At 38.7% G+C, this 24,058-nt stretch carries 21 protein-coding genes; 11 read left to right on the top strand and 10 right to left on the bottom strand.

Annotated elements, in window-relative coordinates; all coding sequences use genetic code 11:
• The first annotated feature begins 169 nt into the window (after positions 1-169).
• From H5089_RS15040 to H5089_RS15020, 5 genes are all read left to right on the top strand, one after another.
• Entirely contained in the window at positions 170-2,758 is a 2,589-nt protein-coding gene (locus tag H5089_RS15040) for a TonB-dependent receptor (RefSeq protein WP_182712564.1), read from the top strand.
• 63 nt (positions 2,759-2,821) lie between these two features.
• On the top strand, positions 2,822-3,814 hold the full coding sequence (locus H5089_RS15035; protein WP_024598256.1) for a carbohydrate kinase: 993 nt from the start codon (positions 2,822-2,824) through the stop codon (positions 3,812-3,814).
• A gap of 445 nt (positions 3,815-4,259) precedes the next feature.
• Entirely contained in the window at positions 4,260-5,789 is a 1,530-nt protein-coding gene (locus H5089_RS15030) for a cryptochrome/deoxyribodipyrimidine photo-lyase family protein (RefSeq protein WP_182712563.1), read from the top strand.
• A 2-nt stretch (positions 5,790-5,791) separates the two neighbouring features.
• The gene (locus H5089_RS15025) at positions 5,792-5,932 is read left to right on the top strand and encodes a DUF2256 domain-containing protein (RefSeq protein ID WP_002958154.1); all 141 of its coding nucleotides are present in this window, start codon (positions 5,792-5,794) and stop codon (positions 5,930-5,932) included.
• A 124-nt stretch (positions 5,933-6,056) separates the two neighbouring features.
• Positions 6,057-6,494, top strand: a complete 438-nt coding sequence (locus tag H5089_RS15020; protein WP_182712596.1) for an OsmC family protein — start codon at positions 6,057-6,059, stop codon at positions 6,492-6,494.
• A gap of 76 nt (positions 6,495-6,570) precedes the next feature.
• On the opposite strand, the gene H5089_RS15015 is transcribed toward H5089_RS15020, so the two are convergent.
• Positions 6,571-6,753 carry a 2TM domain-containing protein gene (locus H5089_RS15015; protein ID WP_002958152.1) on the bottom strand — a complete coding sequence of 61 codons (183 nt, stop codon included), beginning with the start codon at positions 6,751-6,753 and terminating at the stop codon, positions 6,571-6,573.
• A gap of 217 nt (positions 6,754-6,970) precedes the next feature.
• On the opposite strand from H5089_RS15015, the gene H5089_RS15010 reads away from it, so the two are divergent.
• On the top strand, positions 6,971-7,738 hold the full coding sequence (locus H5089_RS15010) for an EAL domain-containing protein (protein ID WP_182712562.1): 768 nt from the start codon (positions 6,971-6,973) through the stop codon (positions 7,736-7,738).
• A 114-nt stretch (positions 7,739-7,852) separates the two neighbouring features.
• The gene (locus H5089_RS15005) at positions 7,853-8,638 is read left to right on the top strand and encodes a putative porin (RefSeq protein WP_182712561.1); all 786 of its coding nucleotides are present in this window, start codon (positions 7,853-7,855) and stop codon (positions 8,636-8,638) included.
• A 69-nt stretch (positions 8,639-8,707) separates the two neighbouring features.
• On the opposite strand, the gene H5089_RS15000 is transcribed toward H5089_RS15005, so the two are convergent.
• A complete protein-coding gene (locus H5089_RS15000) occupies positions 8,708-10,195 on the bottom strand; it encodes a dipeptidase (RefSeq protein WP_182196875.1) in 1,488 nt (495 codons plus the stop codon).
• Between the two features lie 249 nt (positions 10,196-10,444).
• Here H5089_RS15000 and H5089_RS14995 point away from each other — a divergent pair, with 249 nt between their 5' ends.
• Positions 10,445-10,636: a DUF2986 domain-containing protein gene (locus tag H5089_RS14995; RefSeq protein ID WP_024597023.1), complete on the top strand. Its 192-nt coding sequence runs from the start codon at positions 10,445-10,447 to the stop codon at positions 10,634-10,636.
• A 2-nt stretch (positions 10,637-10,638) separates the two neighbouring features.
• Here H5089_RS14995 and H5089_RS14990 read toward each other — a convergent pair whose 3' ends face one another.
• The 3 genes from H5089_RS14990 to H5089_RS14980 form a co-directional block, all read right to left on the bottom strand.
• The gene (locus tag H5089_RS14990) at positions 10,639-11,601 is read right to left on the bottom strand and encodes a TDT family transporter (protein ID WP_182712560.1); all 963 of its coding nucleotides are present in this window, start codon (positions 11,599-11,601) and stop codon (positions 10,639-10,641) included.
• A gap of 211 nt (positions 11,602-11,812) precedes the next feature.
• The gene (locus tag H5089_RS14985) at positions 11,813-13,978 is read right to left on the bottom strand and encodes a TonB-dependent receptor (protein ID WP_182712559.1); all 2,166 of its coding nucleotides are present in this window, start codon (positions 13,976-13,978) and stop codon (positions 11,813-11,815) included.
• Positions 13,979-14,111: 133 nt separating this feature from the next.
• Positions 14,112-15,410: a PAS domain-containing methyl-accepting chemotaxis protein gene (locus H5089_RS14980; RefSeq protein WP_182196878.1), complete on the bottom strand. Its 1,299-nt coding sequence runs from the start codon at positions 15,408-15,410 to the stop codon at positions 14,112-14,114.
• 360 nt (positions 15,411-15,770) lie between these two features.
• On the opposite strand from H5089_RS14980, the gene H5089_RS14975 reads away from it, so the two are divergent.
• A complete protein-coding gene (locus tag H5089_RS14975; RefSeq protein WP_182712558.1) occupies positions 15,771-16,976 on the top strand; it encodes an MFS transporter in 1,206 nt (401 codons plus the stop codon).
• Positions 16,977-17,051: 75 nt separating this feature from the next.
• On the opposite strand, the gene H5089_RS14970 is transcribed toward H5089_RS14975, so the two are convergent.
• From H5089_RS14970 to H5089_RS14955, 4 genes are all read right to left on the bottom strand, one after another.
• Positions 17,052-18,098, bottom strand: a complete 1,047-nt coding sequence (locus tag H5089_RS14970; protein ID WP_002958143.1) for an NAD(P)-dependent alcohol dehydrogenase — start codon at positions 18,096-18,098, stop codon at positions 17,052-17,054.
• A gap of 143 nt (positions 18,099-18,241) precedes the next feature.
• Positions 18,242-18,955: a DUF1499 domain-containing protein gene (locus H5089_RS14965; protein ID WP_182712557.1), complete on the bottom strand. Its 714-nt coding sequence runs from the start codon at positions 18,953-18,955 to the stop codon at positions 18,242-18,244.
• Positions 18,956-19,062: 107 nt separating this feature from the next.
• Positions 19,063-20,403, bottom strand: coding sequence for a DUF1501 domain-containing protein (locus tag H5089_RS14960; protein ID WP_182712556.1), 1,341 nt, complete (start codon positions 20,401-20,403; stop codon positions 19,063-19,065).
• A 9-nt stretch (positions 20,404-20,412) separates the two neighbouring features.
• Entirely contained in the window at positions 20,413-22,320 is a 1,908-nt protein-coding gene (locus H5089_RS14955) for a DUF1800 family protein (protein WP_182712555.1), read from the bottom strand.
• Between the two features lie 170 nt (positions 22,321-22,490).
• Here H5089_RS14955 and H5089_RS14950 point away from each other — a divergent pair, with 170 nt between their 5' ends.
• Positions 22,491-22,706, top strand: coding sequence for a hypothetical protein (locus H5089_RS14950; RefSeq protein WP_002958138.1), 216 nt, complete (start codon positions 22,491-22,493; stop codon positions 22,704-22,706).
• Positions 22,707-22,738: 32 nt separating this feature from the next.
• On the top strand, positions 22,739-23,563 hold the full coding sequence (locus H5089_RS14945) for an alpha/beta hydrolase (RefSeq protein WP_182712554.1): 825 nt from the start codon (positions 22,739-22,741) through the stop codon (positions 23,561-23,563).
• Positions 23,564-23,661: 98 nt separating this feature from the next.
• On the opposite strand, the gene H5089_RS14940 is transcribed toward H5089_RS14945, so the two are convergent.
• Positions 23,662-24,006 carry a hypothetical protein gene (locus H5089_RS14940; RefSeq protein WP_182712553.1) on the bottom strand — a complete coding sequence of 115 codons (345 nt, stop codon included), beginning with the start codon at positions 24,004-24,006 and terminating at the stop codon, positions 23,662-23,664.
• Positions 24,007-24,058: the final 52 nt, after the last annotated feature.

The following is a 24,058-nucleotide window of genomic DNA, read 5'->3' as shown; positions in this document are numbered from 1 at the left end:
AAAAAATTCACTTAAACAATTAAAAAGCTGTACAAAAAATAATAAGTAATAATAGTTGATTTATTATTTTAAGTTCTCTACATTCTATTTACAAATTTGATAACACTGACATGTTTGATTAATAAAACCGCAAATTTGTATACACACACAACAAAGAGAGAACAGAAAAATGAAAGTATCAGCAAAAATGACTCTAATTGCAGTCGCTGTAGGTCTATCCATATCCCCTAGCGTCTTGTCACAAGAGCAACAAGTAGCAAAAAGTGATTTAGGGTTTGAGCGCATCATTGTAACGGGAACATCTCGGCCAAAAGAGAAAATCGAATCAACTAATGCAATAACTACCTTTAACGAAGCAAAGTTAGAGCAATTGGCTCCGCACAGTGTTGCTGAATTAGTGCGAAGTATTCCTGGTTTTCATGCCGAAGACACCGGTGGAGAAACCGGTAACAACGTAGCCCCACGAGGCTTTCCGTTATCAACGCAAACAGAGTTTACAGCACTACTTCGTGATGGTATGACCGTGTTTTATAATCAAGATATTTTATTTACTCAAAATGATCGCTTTACCCGTTTGTCTAATTTTGTTGGCAGCGTTGAAGCTATTCGTGGTGGTGCCTCGTCAATTTTTGTTGGTAGCGCGCCAGCTGGGTTTATTAATTTTATTTCTCGTGAAGGCTCCGGTGATACCCAAGGTGATGTGTTTTTTGAAACCAACAGCAACAACCGCCTAGGTGGACAAGGTTGGGTTAGCGGATCAATAGACGATCAGACAACCTATGCTGTTGGCGCTTGGTATCGCAAGGATGACTCCGCACGCGATCCGGGGTATACAGCTAACCAAGGTGGTGAGCTTAATGGCAATATTAAGCACTTTTTTAAAGATGGCAGCGGCTTTACCCGCTTTGAGTTTAATAAACAAAACGATAGATCATTCTTTTTTATTCCTCAGCCATTAATAGGCTCAACCACCAATGCTAAAACAATCCCAGGCGGGATGGATATCAGAGATGGCACCACCGGTAACTCAGCAGGTGCGCGTTTATTAACTCTTAATAACACCCCAAGCGGCGACATTGATTTGGATATTGCAGATGGTAACTACGCTAATGTGACCTACTTTGGCAATACAACCGAAATTGAAATCAACGAAAACTTAGTCTTTTCAAATCAAATGCGTTATACCGATATGCTAACAACCTTTACCGGCATCATTAACGTAGGTAACGCCGAATCGTTAGCTAGTAAAGCACAAGCTATATATGCTGCAAATACTGATGTCCTTGCAGGAGCCATGGTTGATGGTAACCTAAGTTACGATATACGCGATGCAGGAAACGGCTTTGTATTGGCTGATTCAAGCAACGTAAATACCTACAACACCAATGGATACGGAATAAACGCAGGCTTTTGGCATAGACGTTTTGAAGGCGATAACTTCCAAAACGAAACCAGATTCAACTACACCTTTGATGATGTAGGCGAAGGGACTCTTTATGCTAATTTTGGCTTATTCTTCTCTAATATTAATGGCCATGTTACCGACTATCGAATTAATACACTGCAATCAGTAGAGCCCCTGCCGCAGCGCTTAGATGTTGTATTTACAGATGCACAAGGTCTTGACATTGCCAGCGGTACTTACAAAGGTATTCAGGCTGGATCACATGGTTTTGCCGATATTGTTTATAGTGAAAATACCCTTGCGCCCTTTGCTGACTTTGAATACGAGCTTGAAGATGTGTCGTTTAATCTGGGCCTAAGGTACGAAACCCTCAAAGCAGATGGGGAAGCGCAAAACCTAGCTAATTACACAATTGACAGTTTTGCCAGCGATACTGATACCGTCAATGGGAATATTACCCTGCCCTTTGGTGATGGGACTTACCGAAACTTTGATGTTGAATACAACGAAATGGCATGGACAATTGCAGCTAACTACAAATTTAACGACGACTTAGCGGTATTCACTCGATATGCAGATGGTTTTCGTATGCCTGATGTAGATAAATACATGGCGATTACCAACCTAACTAGTCAAGAGGAAATTAATCAATTTAATAACTCTGAGAGACGCGAAACACAACCAGCTTCAACGGTAATGGCCGAGGTGGGCATTAAATATAACGAAGGTGATGTCGCAGCATTTGTAACCGGTTACTTCGCCGCTGCGGATGATTTATTCTTTAATGTACCTACTGTGGAAAATGGTCAAGTAGTGCAACGTCAAGCCTTTAGAAACACAGAAACCCTAGGTGTAGAAGCCGAATTTAACCTGCAAATCACCCAAGACTGGCGCATTGGTGTATCCGCAACGTACCAATCACCCGAATTTGTAAACACACCAGCGGCGCAATACTTGGATGCTAATGGAAGCTCTGCCTCTATTGATATAAACGGCAACTTACCTGTACGTGTGCCTAAGCACTTTGGCCAATTAACTAGTAGCTATCAGTTTGAAGATTTTTCGTGGGGTATGGCAGCTATTCATGGTAGCTACTCTTGGAGCGGTAAACGTTATGCCGACGACGCCAACACAGCAGAACTGCCTATGTATGGCATGTTAAACCTTGGTTTATCCCTTGAAAACGAAGACGGTTATTACCTTCGTGCCGATGTTAAAAACCTAAATAACTCAGAAGGCTTATCAGAGGGGGATCCTCGCGCAGGTGAAACGGTAGCAGGTCAAGCAACTACATTTAATGCGCGCGTTGTCTTGCCTCGTACCTTTAGCCTTACTATTGGTAAGCGTTTTTAATTTTACTCTAATCTAGGGTATCGTCATGCAAAGCGATACCCTCGCAATTTTTAGGAAAATATAATGGAAGTAGTTGCAATTGGTGAAGCTTTAATAGATATACTCTCACATGACTGCATGCACAATAAGGCATCAAATAGCGAACTAGACTTCACACAGTTTGCCGGAGGCGCACCCGCTAATGTTGCTGTAGCCGTAGCAAAGCTTGGTGGTTCAAGTTATTTGCTTGGTAAAGTAGGCAATGATAAATTTGGTCGCTTTTTAATAAATGCACTCAAAATGTATAATGTAAACACATCTTATGTTGGCTTTTCAAAAAAAGGGAAGACGGCACTCGCGTTCGTATCGTTGGATGAAAACGGTGAACGTACATTTGAATTTTACGATAAAGATGCTGCACATTACGATTTACAAATAACCGATTTAGAGCCCTCTTTATTTTCAACACCTAAAATTGTGAGTTTTTGTTCAGGCTCTTTTGCAAAACCTTTAGTATTAAATACAACCTTACATGCGCTAAAACACTTTAAAGAATCAGGCTCGGTTACATGCTTTGACATTAACTTTCGTTCAGCCTTCTGGGATGAACCACTCACAGCTAAATCTGTTATTGAGGATGTTGCTAAAACAGTTGATGTTATTAAAGCGAGTAAAGATGAGCTGATCTCGCTTTATGGAATAGAGCATATTGATACCACTATTAGAAGTTGGGTAGATAGTGGCGTAGCTTTAGTTTTAATGACCGATGGTGGCGAGCCTATTACTTTTTCATCTAGCTCATTTAGTGGTACTTATCCTTGCCCTAAGGCATATGTTGTGGATACCACAGCTGCAGGCGATGCGTTTGTAGGTGGTTTTTTATATCAAATATCTTCGCTAGTGAGTAATAAAACAGAATTTACTGACTGGGCAAATAACTTTACTAACGTTTCAAAGGCTATCGACTTTGCTACTAAATGCGGAGCCAAAACAGTAGCAACGTTTGGAGCCTTTGATGCCCTACCTACATACCATGATATCTCGGCGAGTACCCTTAAATCTTCGTGTCGATGTTAAAAACTTAAATAACTCAGGAAACTTATCAGAGGGAAGTTTCACTCAGGTGAAACGGTAGCAGATCAATCAATTATATTTAATGCGCGCGTTGTCATATCTCATGTCTTTAGCTTTACTATTGGTAAGCGTTTTTAATTTTACCCTAACTGAGGGTATCGTCATACAAAGCGATACCCTCGCAAGTTTTAGGAAAAGATAATGGAAGTAGTTGCAATTGGTGAAGCTTTAATAGGTGTACTCTCACATGACTGCAAGTGCCAAAATTGCTTAACTATCACGGTAATTCTCCCTATTTATAATACTTCTTTTATTGGCGACTCATTTTAGTATCACCTTAACATGAGTTGCCTATATCAAAATCGTTTTTACACTAGTCTTCTTTTACATTTAATACGTATTGGTTTTGTCCTATTATTTATAATGCCACGGTTTTAATATTGCCAGTATGAAAGAAAAAATAAACATCGTGTGGTTTAAACGTGATTTACGTCTTAGCGATCATCAACCATTAAAAAATGCATTTAGTAATGGCTTACCGACCCTGTTATTTTATAACTTTGAACCATTACTGCTCGAAGATGCACACTACAATGAGCGGCACTGGCGCTTTGTGTATCAATCGATAGTTGAGTTAAATAATCAGCTAGCGCGTTTTAACGCCTGTGTTTATATATTTAATTTAAATATGAACGATTTACTTGAGTCGATAAAGACGCAGTTTGAAATAGTTAATATTTTTAGCCATCAAGAAATAGGCTTAAACAACACCTTTGAGCGCGATAAGGCAATAAAAGCATGGTGCCAGCATAACCACATTAATTGGCAAGAGTCGCAAACAGGCGCGGTAATTCGCGGCAAAAAAAATCGTAATAATTGGAACGAACGCTGGCAGCAAACAATGCAAGCACCTATTGCTGTTCCTAATTGGAAGAGTATAAAAACAATTACCCTTAATAACTATCAAGCGCCTGAGCTGCCAAGCGCTTACACTCAAGATCACGACAGCTTTCAACAAGGTGGCCCACTGCATGCGCGAACTGTAATGCAGAGTTTTTTTGCCGAGCGCGGTAAAGGTTATCAAAAGGGAATATCGAGCCCAAGTTTAAGCCAAACCCACTGCTCTCGGCTTTCGCCCTATCTAGCATGGGGGAACATTAGCCTTAGGCAAGTGTATCAAATGACCATTGATGAATATCATTCAAAACACCCTGACAAAAGAGGTTGGAAACGCCCACTAGCAGCGTTTGTATCGCGCTTGCATTGGCACTGCCACTTTATGCAAAAGTTTGAAAGCGAGTGCTCTATGGAGTTTTTAGCTCTTAATCCGGGTTATCACGTATTTCCGTATCGTGATGATGAACGTGTGAAAAACGATATTGAACGCTGGGCGCAAGGTCAAACAGGTATTCCAATTATTGACGCTTGCATGCGCTGCTTAAAAGCCACCGGTTATATAAACTTTAGAATGCGCGCCATGCTTGTAAGCTTTGTAACGCATCATTTAAATATAAGTTGGCAGCAAGCAAGCTTTCCGCTCGCTAATTACTTTTTAGATTTTGAGCCAGGGATTCATTATCCGCAAATTCAAATGCAAGCCTCGGTCACAGGTATTAATACCATTAGGCACTACAACCCAATTAAGCAATCAGAAGATCAAGATCCAACAGGTTCATTTATTAAAAAGTGGTGCCCCGAGCTTGAAAAACTCCCTATTGAATATTTACATCAGCCTTGGGAGCAAACCCCAATGGAAGCACTCTTTAACGACTTTAAGTTAGGGGAGGATTACCCTGAACCCATGCTTGATTTAACAGCGGCCTCAAAAGAAGCACGCGAACGCTTATGGCAATACCGTGAGCGAGCCGATGTTAAACGTGCCATAGGGAAAATTCTTAAAAAGCACGTTGGGGGGACTCAAAAAGTTACTCGAACAAAAAGTAAAACGGATACTAAAAATAACAGTAAGGCTAAGTAAGCATGGCGCACAAAAAACTAAACTTACCTCAAAAAATATGCCCTATTTGTAATAAACCTTTTACGTGGCGTAAAAAATGGCAGCGCGACTGGGATAACGTTATTTACTGTTCAGAGCGCTGTAAGCGAAATAAACAGGGGTAACAATTAACTGGCGCCTATTTTGCAACATCATCAGTAATTAGTGCTTTTAAGGCTTTATATAAGTTTATTTTGTAAATAACGCTTAGATAACCTGAAAAGCTTACACTCTAGCAAGGAGAAGATGATGACGATTAAAAAAACGGCAAGTTCAACATGGTCTGGCGACATTAAAACAGGCAAAGGTAGCATATCAACTCAAAGTGGCGGGCTTAATAAACAACCTTATGGTTTTAATACCCGCTTTGAAGATGAGGCGGGCTCAAACCCTGAAGAATTAGTAGGTGCAGCGCACAGTGCATGTTTTAGTATGGCGCTTTCACTTGCATTAGGTGATGCAGGCTTTACCGCAGATAAAATTGATACTAAAGCCACTGTAAGCCTTGATGAAGTAGATGATGGTTTTTCGGTGACGCATATTGCCCTTGAGGTAAAAGCGCGTATTGATGATATTCAAAACGAGCAGTTTCAAGCTTTATGCGAGCAAACCAAAAAGAGCTGCCCTATTTCAAAACTCTTAAATACCGAAATATCACTAGATGTGACACTTCAATCAGCATTTTAAATATTTAGGTTTAGATTACTGTAAATAAAGCACATTAAATTAAAGCCAAGTAAATTATTACTTGGCTTACTAATCATCAAGATACCTTTTTAGAGCTGCTTATACCTAAGACTTCAGATAATAAAGCGATCCCCATGCCAAGCGCGGGCCAAATCACCCATAAGGTGTTTGGTGATGTAATTAAATTAATTAATCCTAAAAACACTAAAGCAACTGCATACTGTTTAAAACTTTGAAATATTGTTGTTGATGTATTCATGTTTATCCTCCTGTTAATGTATAAATCTATTTTTATATAAAAACGAAATGCAAACTCCTGCCAAATGTCATTAAATAGCATGACATTAGTCATCATATTACTCACATATAAATAATCACTTATTACGTTAAAAAAAATATAAGCTAATACTTTAATCTATTTGTGTTAGGATCTACCCTCAACTAACTTTAAAAATAAACATCAGAGGATGAACTAAGTGATCGAAAAATCAAAAGATTGTGAAAAAGTGACATGTAGTAATTGTGCTGACGCCAACGATCTTGAATTTGATTTTTCTATGGCTTTTCAACCGATTATAAACTGTAAAACTCGCCTAATTTATGGCTATGAAGCATTGGTTAGAGGTTTAAATGGCGAGTCTGCTTATTCAATTATTTCAAAAGTGAATGAAGACAACCGCTATGCATTTGATCAGCTTTGTCGTATTAAAGCTATTCAACTAGCCGCAAAGCTGGGCATAACATCAATGCTAAGTATTAATTTTTTACCTAATGCTATTTATAAACCAGAACGATGTATACGCACCACACTAGAAGCTGCAAAAAAGTATAACTTTCCTATTCAAAATATTATGTTTGAATTTACTGAAGTAGAAAAAATAGAAGACACCGCACACATTAAACGCGTTGTTGATTACTACCAGTCTCTCGGATTTAAAACGGCTACCGATGACTTTGGTGCAGGTTATTCTGGTTTAAATCTACTGGCTGACTTTCAAACAGATATTATCAAGCTTGATATGGCGCTAATACGCGATATCAGCAACGATAAAAAACGCCAATTAATAGTAACTCATTGCTTAAATATGTTTCGCGACTTAAACATTACCGCACTGGCTGAAGGAATTGAAACAGTAGAAGAATATACGTGGCTAAAAAACGCAGGTGTTGAGCTTATGCAAGGGTATTTATTTGCCAAACCAAGCTTCGAAAACTTGCCTGAGGTAACCTACGTTTTTAATTAGGAAAGCCTACAATATGCAAACACTTTATTACAATCATTTAATTGCCTTATAAAACTGCATTAATAGAATACCCATTCTAGTAACAAGTTTACTCAATTATAAGAAGGGATACTTATGCGCTTTTTAATGCCACTCACTTTACTCACACTTAGCTGCACAGCGTCTGTAAACGCTGAGCAGTCACAATCAAAACAATGGTTTAACTCTATAAACTACGCAAAAATTGATTCTGATTATTACAACGATGATGTGTACGGGCTATCAACTCACTATTACTTTGAGAAGCAGCAAAACTCTGGTGTTTGGGATGATTATGGCTACTTGGATACAGATAGTAATATAGGCTTAAATTATTTTAATTCAGATGGTTACAGTGGAAAAGGTATTTTTGGAGAAGGTTTTTACGGCAATGCTTTTGCAACTTTTGAATTACCTAATATTGGTGATGCCGACAACTATTCACTAGGTTTAGGTTACTTATTTGCTGATTCACTAAAAGTATCTGTACGTATGTTAGATTATGAATATAGCGATACAGTTTATTTGTTTAAAGCTCAGTATAATCATGAAATTAACGACACCGACTACATTGGTTTTACTGTTGAAACAGATGATGAAACAGAGTCGTGGGACCTATCATCACGTTACTTTGCCCATCTTTATGATGACAGCTATTTTGCTGTAAATGTTGACTATCTAGATGTTGGCGACGACTCAGTTTTTAATGTGCTCGCAAACTATTACTTCAATAAAAATGTTGCAGTCGGTATTGGCTCAAACGACTCTGATTTAGTTATTGAAGGTAAGTACTTTATTAATGATAGCTACTACTTCACAGCTAATTACACTGATAATGATAACTATGATATATACAATCTTAGCTTTGTAGCCCAGTTTTAATAAACACAAAAAAGCCGCCTTGCTGGGTCTGCTCAGTTAACCAAGGCGGCTTTTACTAAACAACTATAACTACATATTACCAAGCTCTATCATCATTGCTGTGTACATACGTAAATTCAGTTCAAGTTGCTCAAGTGTCATAAATTCATGCTCTGAATGACCTGTGTAGCGCTTACCCGGCATTGAAGGGCCAAACGATACAGCATTATCAAACAGCTTTGCGTTAGTGCCACCACCTATTGATACAAAGTCAGCTTTTTCGTCGCCCGTAAAATGCTTGAAAATATCAAGCAGCTTTTGCGCATGTGGCGCGCCATCAAGTAGCATAGGTGTGCCAATAATTGTTTCTATGTTAGCAAGTGTTACATTGTTAGTAGCTTGCCAATTAGCGAGTGCATCATCAATTTGCTTTTGTAATACAGCTTCGTCTTTACCCATTGGGCGACGTGCATTTACAGCAAGTGTTAGCGCATTACCATCGCGCTCAATAACGGTTGGTGCCACTGTCATTGGGCCCATAAAGTCGTGCTTGTAAGCTATTTCGCCAAATTGTTTACCGTGAATATCTAAACCAATTAACTGATTCACAAAGTCGATTAGCTCGCCGTCACTGTTATTTTCAAGCTTCACACCTTTAAATAACTCAGCTAAATAAGCAATAGCATTTATACCCGACTCCGGCTCAGATGAATGCGCCGACATACCTTTAACGCTTATTGCTAAACCATTACTTTTTTCACTAAAGTTAAATTCAACTTTATTTAATGTTTTAGCTTTTGCTTTTAATGTATTAATAAGTGCCGCGTCTGCATTGTGAAGCACTAAGCTGGCGTCTTCTGGAATTTGGCTTCTAAACGCACCGCCAGTTACATCCTTTACATATAAACCCGTTTGTGGTGATGTTGCATTAAAAGTAGGTGCAATTAAGCTCCAGCCTTTCTCGGCAACCACTACAGGGTATGATGCATCAATCGTTACTGCATATTTTGGTTGTTCGTACGTTTTCATAAATTGAGTAAGCGGACCCCAATCAGACTCCTCAGCAAGGTAAATCATAAGCTCAATACGGTTATTAAGGGTTATGCCTTTATCTTTAATTGCTTTCATGGCGTAAAGCGCTGTTGCTATTGCACCTTTGTCGTCCTCAGTACCACGACCAACTAATTTACCCGGTTCAGATGTATCAATAATAAAAGGGCTTTGTTTCCATTTGCTTGCATTAGCAGGTTGCACGTCGCCGTGGGTTACTACCGTTACTTTTTCGCTTTGCTCGCCCATACCAATTAATACGGTGTAGCCTAAATCTTGGTAGTCAAAACCAAGCTCTGCGGCTTTCATTTTTAAAAGTGCTTTAAAGCCAATAAAATCGGGATTTTGAGGAGTGCTAATGTCGCTTTTATTAACCGTCGGAAAAGCCACTAAGTTAGTTAGTGTGTGTATTTGAGCATTTTGGTAGGTATTTACTGCGTAATCGGCAACGCTATCAATATTTTTATTTAACTGCGCATGAGCGCCAAATGCAAATAAAGCAATACTGGCTAAAGCTAACTTTTTCAAAACAATTCCCATTTAATTAATAACTAAGAGCGGTAATTATAACGCTATGAAGTGCCTACTTATAGCTCTTTACGCCAAACACACAGGTAACTTAAGGTAAATAACCGGAACTCTGGATAATAAATCTATCTCAAGCAGCTATTTTCAGCGCTAACTGCGTTGAACTTACTTGCAATAGGCCAAGTAAATCTCTTGCCCAGAGTTCATGTTAAATATTTATATAGCAGCTTTTATGAGGATGACTGTATAATGCGCGACTTAAAATTAACAGGGTATTTAATTGTGAACCGTCGTAAAAAAATCGTCACTAAATTTCAAAAAAAAGATAAACGCACTAACGCTAAATTGCATAAAAGCAACAAACCGTCTTATGTATCAAAAGCTGAGCGCGAAAAACTAGCTGAACAAGAAAGTAATGAGCCACAGGCAACCCAAGAGTAGCTTTATGTTACCTGTTGCTTTGATAATTTAAAGTGGCAAAAGTAGCGACCACTTACATAACATACCACTGCCGTGGCAACTATAAGTTCAAACGTGGCTAAGTAATTAACTGTATCTACATATGGCATTGCGAGGTTTATACTTTGCATCCAATCAGCCATTTTAAATAATGCAGTTGCCCCAATAACCATTGGAAATGTAAAAGCAGCGTAGCTCGGCGTAAAAGGTCTGCTTAATAACTTTATAAATAACACATAAACAATCAGTGTTTTTATTATCGCTAATATAAATAATGCCCCCACTATAACAAGTGATGGATTAGCTACAATATGAAAATACCCCGCTAATGTTAAACTGGCAGGCGCAGCTAAAATGGCAAGTGTTGGCTGTATTTCGTAGTCACTTTTTAATGCTAATAAAAAACGATAAAACATAATTGGCAGCATTATCGCGTACGTTGATATACCAATAACTAATGCACTATAAGCTAACCACGCTAATGTCGGATTTCCCGAAAAAGTAACATCTGCAATAATTATCCCCACTGGTGGCACAAACCAGCTAGGCGCCATATCTTCAAAATTAAACTTTTTTGCTCGCTGGTATAAAAAACTCACCAAAAAGGTTAGATGCAACACAAAAGCTAAAACCCACATAATGTCGCCAGCTAATTGGTTAAATTGCCCAACTGAGTTTGAAATAACAAGATTAGCCATTGCAAATGTAGGGATCACACTTCCTGCAACTGGGTGTGCTAAATCGGCTTTTAATAAATGAGGGTGTAGTAAAAACTTAGCAGCCAAAAGTAAAACTAATACGCCAGCTAATACCGCTCCCAAAAATTGCCCTTGGGAGTTTAAATTAAAAACGTTTTCCCATGTCCATCCCATACTAGCAATACCCAAAGCTAAACCGGCCATAGCTGTTGGCGCACCCATCACTTTATTTTTAAATTGCTTAAACACTGTACTTCCTAATCATTGGGTGATGAACAAGTTACTGCTTTTTACTGCATTGCCTTAAAATAACGCTGTAAAATTAGTACAAGCGTGCTTAATAGAACGCTTTTTGCGTACAAATATTTCATAAAAATAAGTTTACGGCTTACATATTAAAGCGTATGAAAAAAGCCATAACACAGTTATGGCTTTTACTTTATTTTAAAATTTAATTTAGTTAAAACGCGTAACTAATGCTTACATTAAATGAACGACCCTGCCCAGCAAGTTGTTCAAACCCGTTGCTGCTATCTTGTTTAAGTGCTGCAATACTTACGCCGCATAGTGGGAGTTGGTGGTACTCATCAAACACGTTACTCACTTCTGCGCTTAGCGTTAATGAATCCCATGTGGCTTTAGAGCTTAAATTAACCAAGCTGTAGCTGTCTGTTTGGTTTTCAAAACGATTATTATTTACACGGTTTTTAGTATCTACCCACTGCCAAGATAATGCGTTTTCAAACCGACCCATTTGCTGGCTAATACCTAGCTGGGTTTGCAGTGGTTTAATTTGATAAAGCGGCTGGTTAGTATCGTCGCGCTTGCCTCTCGTATTAGTAACATTAGCGTGTAACTGCCAGTTACCTAAATCCTTAGATTCATAAATGTTGGCTGTTAAATCTATTTTTGCACCATATAAAATGGCATCTACATTAGTAAACTGCAAAATATTACGCGCTGTGTTGTCCAAGTCATAACTATTGAAGCTTCTTACAATATCAGCATCAATATAATCATTCACATCTGTATACCAAACATTGGTGCTTAAACGCCAACGGTCATCTTTAGCCGATTTAATATAAGTAGCACTTAAAGTATGCGCTGTTTCAACGTCTAAATCAGGGTTACCAATATAGCCATTACCATCGCCATACCAACCAATCATGGTGGTTGCCATATTACTTACGCCCCAGCTGTATCGCTCGTATAAATTAGGCGCGCGGTTTTTACGGGCAAGACCAAATTGCAGCTCATCATAATTTGTTATTTGGTAGTTAATTAAAAAGTTAGCATCAACTATAGTGTCGGTTTTATCTCTGTCGCCAGCATTAAAGTTCTGTGCAGCAATGCTATTATCTGTAGACGTATCGCTCATGGTCATACTTTCCATACCCCCCATGTCGCTCATATCGCCCATATCCATCATGCTCATACCGTCGTTGTAAGGCTGAACCTCACCTACTTGGGTATTAACACTTTCAATACGTACGCCTGCATTTAACCATAACTTGGTATTTATTTGGCTCTCAAATTCAGCAAATGCCGCTATGCGCTCTCGTTTACCGTTATTTATATTTACGTAATCGTCTGGTCCCATCATGGTTGAGCCTTCAATACCTGGCCACCAATCATCAATGCTGTAATTGTAATATTCTTGAGCGAGTAAAATACTGCTGTTTTTATTAAGCGCAATACGCCATTTAAGCTGCGTACTTATATCTTGTGCATCGGTTTTCATTGGCATCATGCCTGTTTTTTCTTCACTGAAAAAACCCATTTCGTGCTTTACGCTATGCCAGTTAACTTGCCCTTCAAGCTCGCTGTTTTCAAAGGAGCGTTTGTATTGAGCTATTGCACCGTAGCTGGTGTTATCGGTCATATCCATATACTGATTTGCAAATCCCTGATATGGGATTTTTTGATGCGTTAGCTTTATAACTAATTGCTGTTTATCATCGCGCATAGCTGCGGTTAAACTATGATTTTGTGCTCGATACAATGTATCTAATACTACATCGCCGTTACCGTCTTCATAACTATCTGCGTCACTAAACGAACCCTGATAATTAAGGCTAAGCGTGTCACTTGCTAAACGTGCACCAACGCCAAGTTTACGTCCGTTATCAACGCTACTGTACTTTGCTGACACATAACCTGAGTGCCAACCTAATTCATTGCTATCGCTATACTGTGGTGAAATAGAATTAACGCTTATTACACCGGCAATATTATCGCCGCCCGCGCTTACAGGCGATACGCCTGCAACCACATTGTAAGACGTAATTTGATTAGCCGAGATATACGACAGTGGCGGGTTCATGTGATTAGCGCATGCAGCGGTTACATCTGCGCCATCAATTAACACTTTAACTCTGTCGCCCATTAAACCATTTAAAATAGGGAGTTTAGATACGCCGCCCGCAGCTGAAAAGTCGACACCTAAATCACTTAATAACGATTCTGACGAACCAAGTGCTAAATGCTTATTTTGAGCATGTCCGTGTACTTCAATTACTTCTAAAGACGTATCGTCGGCAAATGCAAAAGTAGATAGCACACCGCTAATAAAAAGTGCGACAGGGGAAAGTAAGTAAGTTTTTTGAGTTTTGCTTTTATAAACCATTGTTAATTTATGCCACTGTAATAATTGGCGTAATTATAGTGTGAACTGCAAAAGCAAAAGCGCGACATATTGTCGCACTTTATCAATTTTGAATGTTGTTAGGCGTGTTTAATCTAAAAGGTCATATAATAAATTAAGTATTTAACTCAGCGACTGTTTGAGAAACAATATCAGCCCCTCGCTCAATCTCTTTAATAACCTCAGATACATTCGCAATAAGCTCTCGGCCTTGCTCTGAAGAGTCTGAAACCGACGTAATTTGCCTTGATATATCATTAGTGAGCTCTTGGTTATTTTTAACAACGGTCGCTATTTCATTAGTTGAACTACTCGTACTGGCTGCAAGTTGCCTTACTTCGTCAGCTACTACAGCAAAACCTCGACCGTATTCACCAGCACGTGCAGCTTCAATAGCAGCATTGAGTGCAAGTAAATTAGTTTGATCAGCAATGCTGCTGATTGTAGAAACAATGGAGCCTATTACAGCTGATTGTTCATTAAGATTTTTAATTAAATCAACTGACTTAAGAACTTGGCTTACAATGGCATCTGAGTTTGCAACAGAACTTTGTAGTATCTCAGAACCTTTTTTAGCGGTTTGCGCTGTAGCTACCGCCGATTCATACGCGATTGCAGCGGCTTCAGTCACTGCATTATTATTGTGTATACGATCAGTAATATTTGATGCAAACTTAATTATTTTAATTACATTACCTTTGCTATCTAATATTGGGTTATAAGTAGCTTCTAGCCAAATTTCTGAACCGTCGGCGGCAATACGTTTAAATTTTCCTGACTTAAACTGCCCCTGCGCTAATTCATTCCAAAAGTGTGGGTTTTTCTCATAAAACACTTCAGTACAAAACATTTTATGATGTTTACCTACAATATCTTTTAAGCTGTAGCCTACTGTCGCTAAAAAGTTTTGATTTGCGCTTAAAATATTACCTTGTGGGGTAAACTCTATTGTAGCCAATGCTTTATCGAGTGCACTAGCTATGGCTTCTTGTGCCTTTCGTTGTATATAACTAGTCGTAATATCAGAGGCTATTTTAATCACTTTAGTGACTACGCCATGCTCTTCTACAGGAAAGTAAGTTGCCTCAAGCCAAAGCTTATCGCCATTAGCTTTGTATCTTAAAAACGATCCTGATTTTGAATCTCCGGTTTTTAATGCTTGCCAAAATTGGCTATATTCATCTGACTTTGCATATTCAGGTTCGCAAAACATGCGATGATGTTTGCCAATTATTTGCTCTTTGCTGTAGCCTACAGTAGCTAGAAATAACTGATTTGCGTCTAATATTATTCCTTCAGGTGTAAACTCTATATAAGCCACATGCTTGTTAATTGCCGACAAGATAGACTGTTTTTGAATTAATTGAAGCTCCATTTCTTCAATTTTTGCGTTTCTTTTAGAAATACCAAACATATAAAAACCTTAAGGAGTAAATTAGTAAAAACATTAGCAGAATAACGTTAAACAAATATGTAACTATACTGTAAATATAAGCTCTAAATAACCTTTCGGCGAATATTTAACACCTTATAGATGCATGCTTTATAAATAGTTTTTTTATTTTATAAATTTTAAGTAGTATTTACTTCTAATTAACATTTTAAAAACCTAACAAAAACACTAATTTATGCATGACTCTGTACTTTTTTTAACTTAAAATAGCACTCTCACAGACTACCCTCTCACACCAAAATTTAAGCATACATATAATATTTTCTATTCAGAATTTATTGTGCTGTTTCACTTTTAAAATTAAATCTTAAGGGATCATCTATGACATCAGATGTAACGTCGGCATCTAGTCAACTTAACAGAACCGCTATTTTACTCGTATTAGCACTTGGCACATTTATTTTAGGATTATCTGAGTTTTCGATGATGCCTATGCTGCCACTAATTAGCGAAACATTTGGATCAACGCCCTCACAAAGTGGTTACGCAATTAGTGCTTACGCCATTGGTGTTGTAGTTGGCGCCCCTATTTTAATGCTCACTACTGCTAATATGAGAAAGCGCAAAGCATTGCTCATTTTTATAAGCTTAATGTTTATCTCAAACGGGTTAAGCGCGATGGCAACGTCGCTTGAGCAGCTTGTAATATTTAGATTTTTAAGTGGCTTACCTCATGGTGCATATTTTGGTGCTGCTATTTTATTAGCATCAGATATTGCCCCAAAAGGTAAGCGTGCAAGCTTTATGTCTAAGGTGTTTATGGGTTTAACTGTGGCTACTATTGTTGGCGTGCCTATAGTTACACTTGTAGGTCAAAATTTAAGTTGGCGTTATTGTTTAGCTGGCGCTGCAGTACTGGCCTTTATTGCTTTTGTTTTTGTTTATAAAGTAGTGCCTAGTATCGATAACGCTAAGCCTTCTAACTTACTAAACGAGTTTGGCGTACTTAAAAATAAACTGGTTTGGTCCATTTTGGGTATTGTAATTATTGGCTTTGGCGGAGTGTTTTGTATTTATACTTACATTGCCGACACCATATTAGTGGTAACAAAAACAGCTCCGTATACTATTTCTATCGCAATGGTAATGTTTGGTATCGGTTGTACACTCGGTAACTATGTACTGGGTAAAGCTGCCGATAAATCAGCAATTAAAACGACTGGCCTTGCGCTTGTATGTACTATTGTATTTGCCTTTGCATATGTAACGGCAAGCCATAATATTTGGGCTCTTTACGCGGTGATCTTCTTTATTGGTTGCAGTGTGGGCTTGGCTACGCTGATTCAAACGCTTTTAATGGACGTTTCGCCCGAAGGCCACGCTATGATTGGTGCCTTAGTACAGTGCGCATTTAATACTGCCAATGCTATAGGTCCTTGGGTTGGCGGAATTGCAATAGCGCAAGGTGCTGCACCTAATCAAACAGGTTACGTAGCAGCTGCATTGTTTTTAGGTGGTTTGGGTATGTGGCTATTAAGTTACTTACAACTAAACAAACAGCAACCAACAGCGCAAGCTACTAATTAACTGAGTTCGAGTTAATTTAAAATACAAAAAGAGCCGCTAATTAGCGGCTCTTTTATTTTTAATTTACCTAGTAAATTAAGCGTTTAACGATGCCATATCAATAACAAAGCGGTATCGTACGTCTGACTTTTCCATACGCTCGTATGCCGTGTTAATTTCGTCAATGTTGATCATTTCGCACTCAGGTAGCACGTTATTTTCACCACAAAAGTCGAGCATTTGTTGCGTCTGTGCAATACCACCAATAAGTGAGCCTGCAATACGACGGCGACCCATTAATAATGGCACCGTGCTTAGCTCATCCACTGGACCAACTTGGCCAACAATAACTAATGTACCATCTACATCAAGTAGCGGTGTGTAAATAGATAAATCATGTTTTACAGGGACTGTATCTATAATGACGTCAAAGGCAGATTGCGAGTCTTTCATTTCGTCATCATTAGATGACACTAAATAGTGCTGAGCGCCTAATTTAACCGCATCATCTTTTTTAGACTCACTACGGCCAATTACCGTAACGCTTGCACCCATTGCAACTGCATTTTTAACGGCCATGTGACCAAGACCACCTAGACCAACAACACCAACACGGCTACCTTTTTTTACGCCCCACTTATGAAGTGGCGAATACGTAGTAATACCTGCACAAAGTAGCGGTGCAACGCGTGAAAGGTCTAAATTTTCTGGTACAGAAAGTACAAATTCTTCGCGTACAACAACATGTTTAGAATACCCACCTTGGGTCATTTCACCACTAACGCGGTCTTTGCCTGCGTAAGTACCAACCATGCCTTCGCGGCAAAATTGTTCTTCGTCGTTATCACATTGATCGCAACTTTGGCACGAATCAACCATACAACCCACAGCAACTGTGTCGCCTTGCTTATATTTTTTAACGTCGCTACCTACCGACATAACTTTACCAACAATTTCGTGCCCAGGTACTAGCGGATAGTCACTGCCACCCCAATCATTTCGTACGGCGTGTAAATCTGAATGGCACACACCACAGTATAAAATTTCAATTTCTACATCGTTATTTCGTAAATCGCGGCGCTCAAAAGAAAACTCTGTCAATTCAGAACCTTGGCTTTTTGCTGCATATCCTACTGTTTTCATAATAACTCCATAGTGGTTAAAAATTTAAATCATCAACAGCATAGTCCATAGCCCGTGAATAGAACCTGACAATATAAAATAGGCAGAAAAAAAGCCCAAACAGTGTTTGGGCTCAATCGTTAGTACTAGGGCGCTAAATTTAATTATTTTGCAAGTAAGCTGTTTAGTTCATTAATAATTGAATGAATGCGCTCTGCATTTTTTCCTAAATCACTACGCCCTACTCGCGATTTACTACGAATATCAACAAAACGTTGGCTGCCTTCATCTTTAATACGAATTACCACATCGTCTTTAAAACCAAACCATGTGGTTGTATCAGTAGCTTCTACAATACCTGTAGCCGTGTTTGCACTTACCACTGCAAAACCAAGATTTTTAACTGCTTGTTCGCTTGCTGTCATTAAATCGGCTTTAGATTGTGCAAAGCTTAACGTTGCCAGTTCAGGGTATGCTTTGCGTTGCTGTACTGCCGTTTCTTCACCCGCGTACTCTACTGGATTTGGTGCTTCAGCACGAAGTGGCGCAATTGCTACAAATTTTGGTGGGTTAACTAAATCTGTTGAAATATCATGAATTGCCGGTACGCTTTTAGCTTTGTTCATCATGTTAAGTGGCATAGCAATAGCCACAACCGAAAACACAAGCGCAATAACACCACTGCTTAGCGTTAACGTTTTACGCATAAATAACGCTTGTACTATAAGTAGCACCAATGCAGCGCCACCAGCGTAAACACCAAATTTAAACCCCGTAAACGCAACACCTAATTCTACAATACCAAATTTATACAAAGGCCCTGGCAGTATGACGAGTAAAAAGGCGATTAGACTAACTAAGCTCACTAAAACTTTCATTTTATGATTCCTATATTGTGTGATTTTTTATTATTAAAACAATTAAGCACTATTAAACAGTAGCTTATACTACTAACAAGCGCTTTTAGATTACTATTAGCGACTAATTACACAAAAAAGTCCAATGTTGTGTGATCAAAGTTACTCAAGTTTGGAAAAATATCAACAAGCTCAGAGCTTGGCACACCAAACCACTTAGCCAATGTGGCAAAGTACTGCTCATTAGCAACACTTGGAATTAAACGCCCGCCACCGGTATCTTGTGGGCCATCCAAATGTTGAGTTAATAGCTCACCATATATATTACCGCCTTTTACTGCGCCGCCCATTACTATTTGGTTTCCTGCCCAACCATGGTCAGTACCATCGCCATTTGAGGTCAACGTGCGACCAAAATCAGACATAGTAAACGTAGTCACTTTATCTGCCATATCAAGCTCTTTCATCGCACTATCAAATTCACTTAACCCTTGAGCTAACGTATTTAATAAAGCAGGGTGCGTTGTTAATTGGTTATCGTGGGTATCATACCCCCCCATAGAAACAAAAAACACTTGGCGCTGAGTGCTCAATTTTGCCTGTACGCTAATTGTTTTAGCGACTGCTGCAAATTGCTCACTAAGGCTATTATCGCTAAATGGGGTAATAAGTGCAGGCGCGCTTTCTAACGCGCTGTTCATTGCTTGAGTGTTATTTATCGCACTTGTTAAGCCATTGGCATAAGCTGTACTTAACGGATGGCTCGTATTGCCTAGTAAGCGGTTCATAATAGAAGTTACATGTTCGCTACGAGGTTGATACCCTCCAAACGCGTTAATACTACTAATGCCACTTTTGTTAAGCGCAAATGCATTGCTAGCACTTCCCGTTTGCCATAAATTAGTACCGTCGAGTGATACATTAGCTGCAAACTCATCTTGTAGCTCTAAACGTTCTAAAAGTCGTGCGCCCCACCCGCTATTAAGTGATTGCTTTTCTCGACCATACATCCACGCAGCTTGCTGATCGTTATGCGAGAACAAATGCTTAGGCAAACCTATTGTTTTATTTTTATAGTCACTCAATGTTGTGGGAGCGAGTAAAGTACCTACCCCACCTATAAATGCTAAATTTTGAGATTCAAACACATTTTGTATCGGTTCAAGTGAAGGATGAATACCGACTCCACCAGCAAACTGGCTTTTAATACTTAACTCAAGTGGGCTCTCTACCGCTAGGTTCTGCCTACTTTGCTCGTAAATACTACGTTGCTCGCCTTCAAGCGGAACGAGCATATTTAACGAATCATTCCCTCCGTATAAATACACACACACTAATGCTTTGTAATCACCTAGCTCAACAGCATTAGTCGCTCCAGTTAATGCTTGTAATTGCAGGCTCGTTAACGCGGCAGCCGATACGCTTCCTTTTACACATAACGACAAAAACTCTCTTCTATTAATGCTCATTATGCGTTCCTAATACTGCACGTTAAATTCAGGTGAAATAGCAATCATATATAATAAATACGAAACCCGTTCACGGTATTGATCTTCATTAAAGTAGGCATCTAAATCAAGTAATGCTTGGCGTGTGTCACTGCTCATTGCGCCTGCAAAATATAACGTGTTGTACTGAGTTAATAGCGCGCTAACACCGTTTTTCTCTAAAACATTCATGTCGTCTTGAATATAAACATAAATACCATTTGAATTTAGATCACTGTGTGCTTCAGCGGTACTCCACACTAAACTTGCGTAAAGCGCATTCATGGTGCCAATCAGTGTTGCATCGTTTGCTATTTGTAACTCTGGCGCAACAATACCTTCATTTCGCAAAGCTGCGGTTTGATAATCAGGCCTAAAAAAGTTAAATACCGAAGCCGACTGCATGGGCCCTTGCCCATAGTTATTTATTAAATTCCATGTTTTATAGTAACCAGCCAAAGATTTAGCATCGAGATTTCGCCAAAAATGTACGGTTTTTAAGATAGGCTCTTTAATTTTACCTTGATAGTTAAGCACTGAGCCAAAATGCCGTGCTTCATCATCTAAATATATAGCCTTTACTACAGCCGCTAAATCGCCGCGTACACCGGCGCCATTATCAACAAACACATTAGCTACTCGTTCAACGTATTGGGGGGTTGGATTTGACGTAATTAATCGCTGAATAAGTTGCTTAGTAATAAATGGCGCAACATTTTGATGGTTAAATAAATTATCGAGCGCTATTTGCAATGACTCTTCTGCTGTATAACCTTGTGGTATAACCTCGCCATTTAGTAAGGTTTTTTGTTTACTAGAATGGTACTCGTCAAATGCTTCCATTGGTTTAATATAGTCACGACTTTTACGCTTAAATGTTTCACTATCGGCAAACGTCCAACCAGTAAATACGCGTGCAAAACCCTCTATTTCGACCTGTCCGTAAGTAGCAATAGTATTACCTTGTGCATCAAGCTTGGCGCTGCCATCTAGATTTAGCTCTTCAAGGCCAATAGTAAATAACTGCATTACTTCACGTGCGTAATTTTCATCTGGGCGAATATTAAGTGCATCGTCTGCTTTTTCGTTACCCAAATGGCTTAAGTAAGTTCCCATAATAGGCGAAAGCGTGACATCTTCGAGTAAGTCACGATAATTACCAAAGGCATGCTTTAGTAGCAAATCGTAATAAGTGATCATGCCCTCAGGTTGGCCTCTTAAGGCACTGTTTTCATCCGACACTACTAATATTTCACTTAACGCAAATGCAACACGTTGACGAAGTTGATCGTCACTTTGCATTACTGCCTTCCACCATGCGTCTATGCGGCTTATGTATTTAAAGTCATCATCGTCATTTAACTTTACTAAATAATCACGGTGATAATTAATAGGTAGCGCTATTTGTTTATCAAGCCATTGCTGCTCGCTTAAACCTTGTGCGTTTTGTATTTCACTAAGCTTAGGCCCCATTGTTGCTTGGTGTAGTAACCGTGCGGCGCTAATGTCATCCATATTATTACGTGCAGTAAAGCTTAGCGTTTTTACACTGCTTGCCCCTTCGTTATCGGTTGCTGTTACCGAAAAAGCATAATCAACAGGCTTATAACTTTGCGCATTTAGCAGTGTTACTGAAGTAGTTGTTGCCTCTAAAGTCCCACTAATTAGTTCAGGCCCTTGCGTTTGTTGCCACACAACCGATGTAATAGTGCCGTCTTTATCACTGGCTGTTGCTGTTAGCTCAATTGTTTGGCCTTTACTTAATTCACTAGGAATATCAGCGACTGACAAAATGGGGATTTTATTTCCGTTAACGGTTGGCGTATCATCGGAGCCGGAACCACCGCAAGCGCTTAGTATAAAAACCGAGCTTGCGATAAGAGCAAATTTATAATGCATGTAAAGTCGTCATCATTTGTTAATTAAAGTACGTTAGTGTGTACCGAGTTTAATGCATTTATTGAAACACAAAATTTACAATTTAACTCTTTATTTTTTGTAACCGAATCATGAACGCCCCATTAATAATGCACCAGCTGCAGGGGTAAACAGCCAGAGCTTTATTATTTATGAAAACAGAAATTCGCTATTGTTTTGAATCTTCACAAGTTGCTAACCGATTTTTACACGAGCTCAAAGACTGGCCGGTTAACGATGTAAAAACACGACTTTTTAATGGCGGCGATAGTGTAAAAGTGACATACGAATACGACGAAAGTGGTTTTGATTACACTTGCGCCGAACTTGATGACCTTGCACAGAGCCATGGCGGGAAAGAAGTTTAAATTAAGTGATAACAATAACTAAAGGCAATCTAATGAAAAATAAAGTGTTAAGTTTATTTACAATAATATGTTTAGCTTTTAGCTTATTAAGCCATGCAGAACCGATTAAAACAAAACCTTTTAGTATTGGTGAAACCTTTACCTTTAAATCAACCACGCTTGAGCAGCAACGCACTATAAACGTTTACATGCCTAATAGTTATGAGCAATCAAGCGATAAGCATTACCCTGTTATTTACTTACTCGATGGCTCAAAAGATGAAGACTTTATTCATATTGCAGGACTTGTACAATTTGCTTCTTTTCCGTGGATAAACCATATACCCGAAGCCATTGTTGTGGGTATAGCAAATATCGATCGTAAACACGATTTTACATCACCGAGTAATAATGCCCTCGATTTAAAAGACTTGCCAACGCACGGTGGCTCAAAAAAGTTTATTAGTGTTATAAACGACGAACTACGGCCACTGATCAATAAAACATACCGTACCAACTCAACAAGTACTTTAATTGGTCAATCGTTAGGTGGTTTACTAGCCACCGAAATTTTGTTTAATCACCCTGCAATGTTTAATCATTACGTAATAATTAGCCCAAGCCTATGGTGGGCCGATAATGAATTACTGAATGGCCCTTTTGAGCCAACTGCCTTTCCTCAATCGGTTTATATTGGAGTAGGTAAAGAAGGCGAATTAATGGAAGGTTTAGCAAAGCAATTACATAAAAAAGTAGCGCCTATTCTGAGTAGTAAAAGCCAAGTGCAATTTGGCTATTTTGAAAACCTAGATCACACTGAAACACTACATTTAGCTGTATACGACGCTTTTAAAAAAATGAACTATCATCCCGAATAGTTAAGTATAAATAGTTAAATATAAATAATTTCATATAAAAACGCCAATAATGCACTGCATCATTGGCGTAAAATTATATTGTAACTAACAAAATAAAATTACTCTTCTACAGAAAATTCAACTTTTGATGGAGACGAACTCGCAAGATCCAGTACTTCATAATAATTTAAGCCATCAATTTTTTTACCAATAATAAAGTAATTCACTTCATTCATCATGGTAGGGTCGCCTATTATATCTTCTGCGCTTTGCACGTCAGAAAACTGAATTGCGATTAAAGCGCCTAAAAAGCGCATTGAATCTTGAGTTTTTAATGCCTTTAAAACTTTATTAACTCCTGCCTGAGTTGATTCAGGCGTAGATCCATCAAACCTAAAATCACTTTTTGTACTAGCACATGCACTGAGCATTAATATTGATAGTGCGATAAGTAAACGTTTCATAAATATATCCTTATTTGTTTTATTAGTTATTCGTTTATTCGTTTATTCGTTT

It is taken from the genome of Pseudoalteromonas sp. SR45-1, assembly GCF_014163655.1.
GTDB classification, from domain to species: domain Bacteria; phylum Pseudomonadota; class Gammaproteobacteria; order Enterobacterales; family Alteromonadaceae; genus Pseudoalteromonas; species Pseudoalteromonas distincta.
The sequence above is the reverse complement of the archived record's forward strand: the minus strand, read 5'-3'. Positions and strand labels throughout refer to the sequence as shown.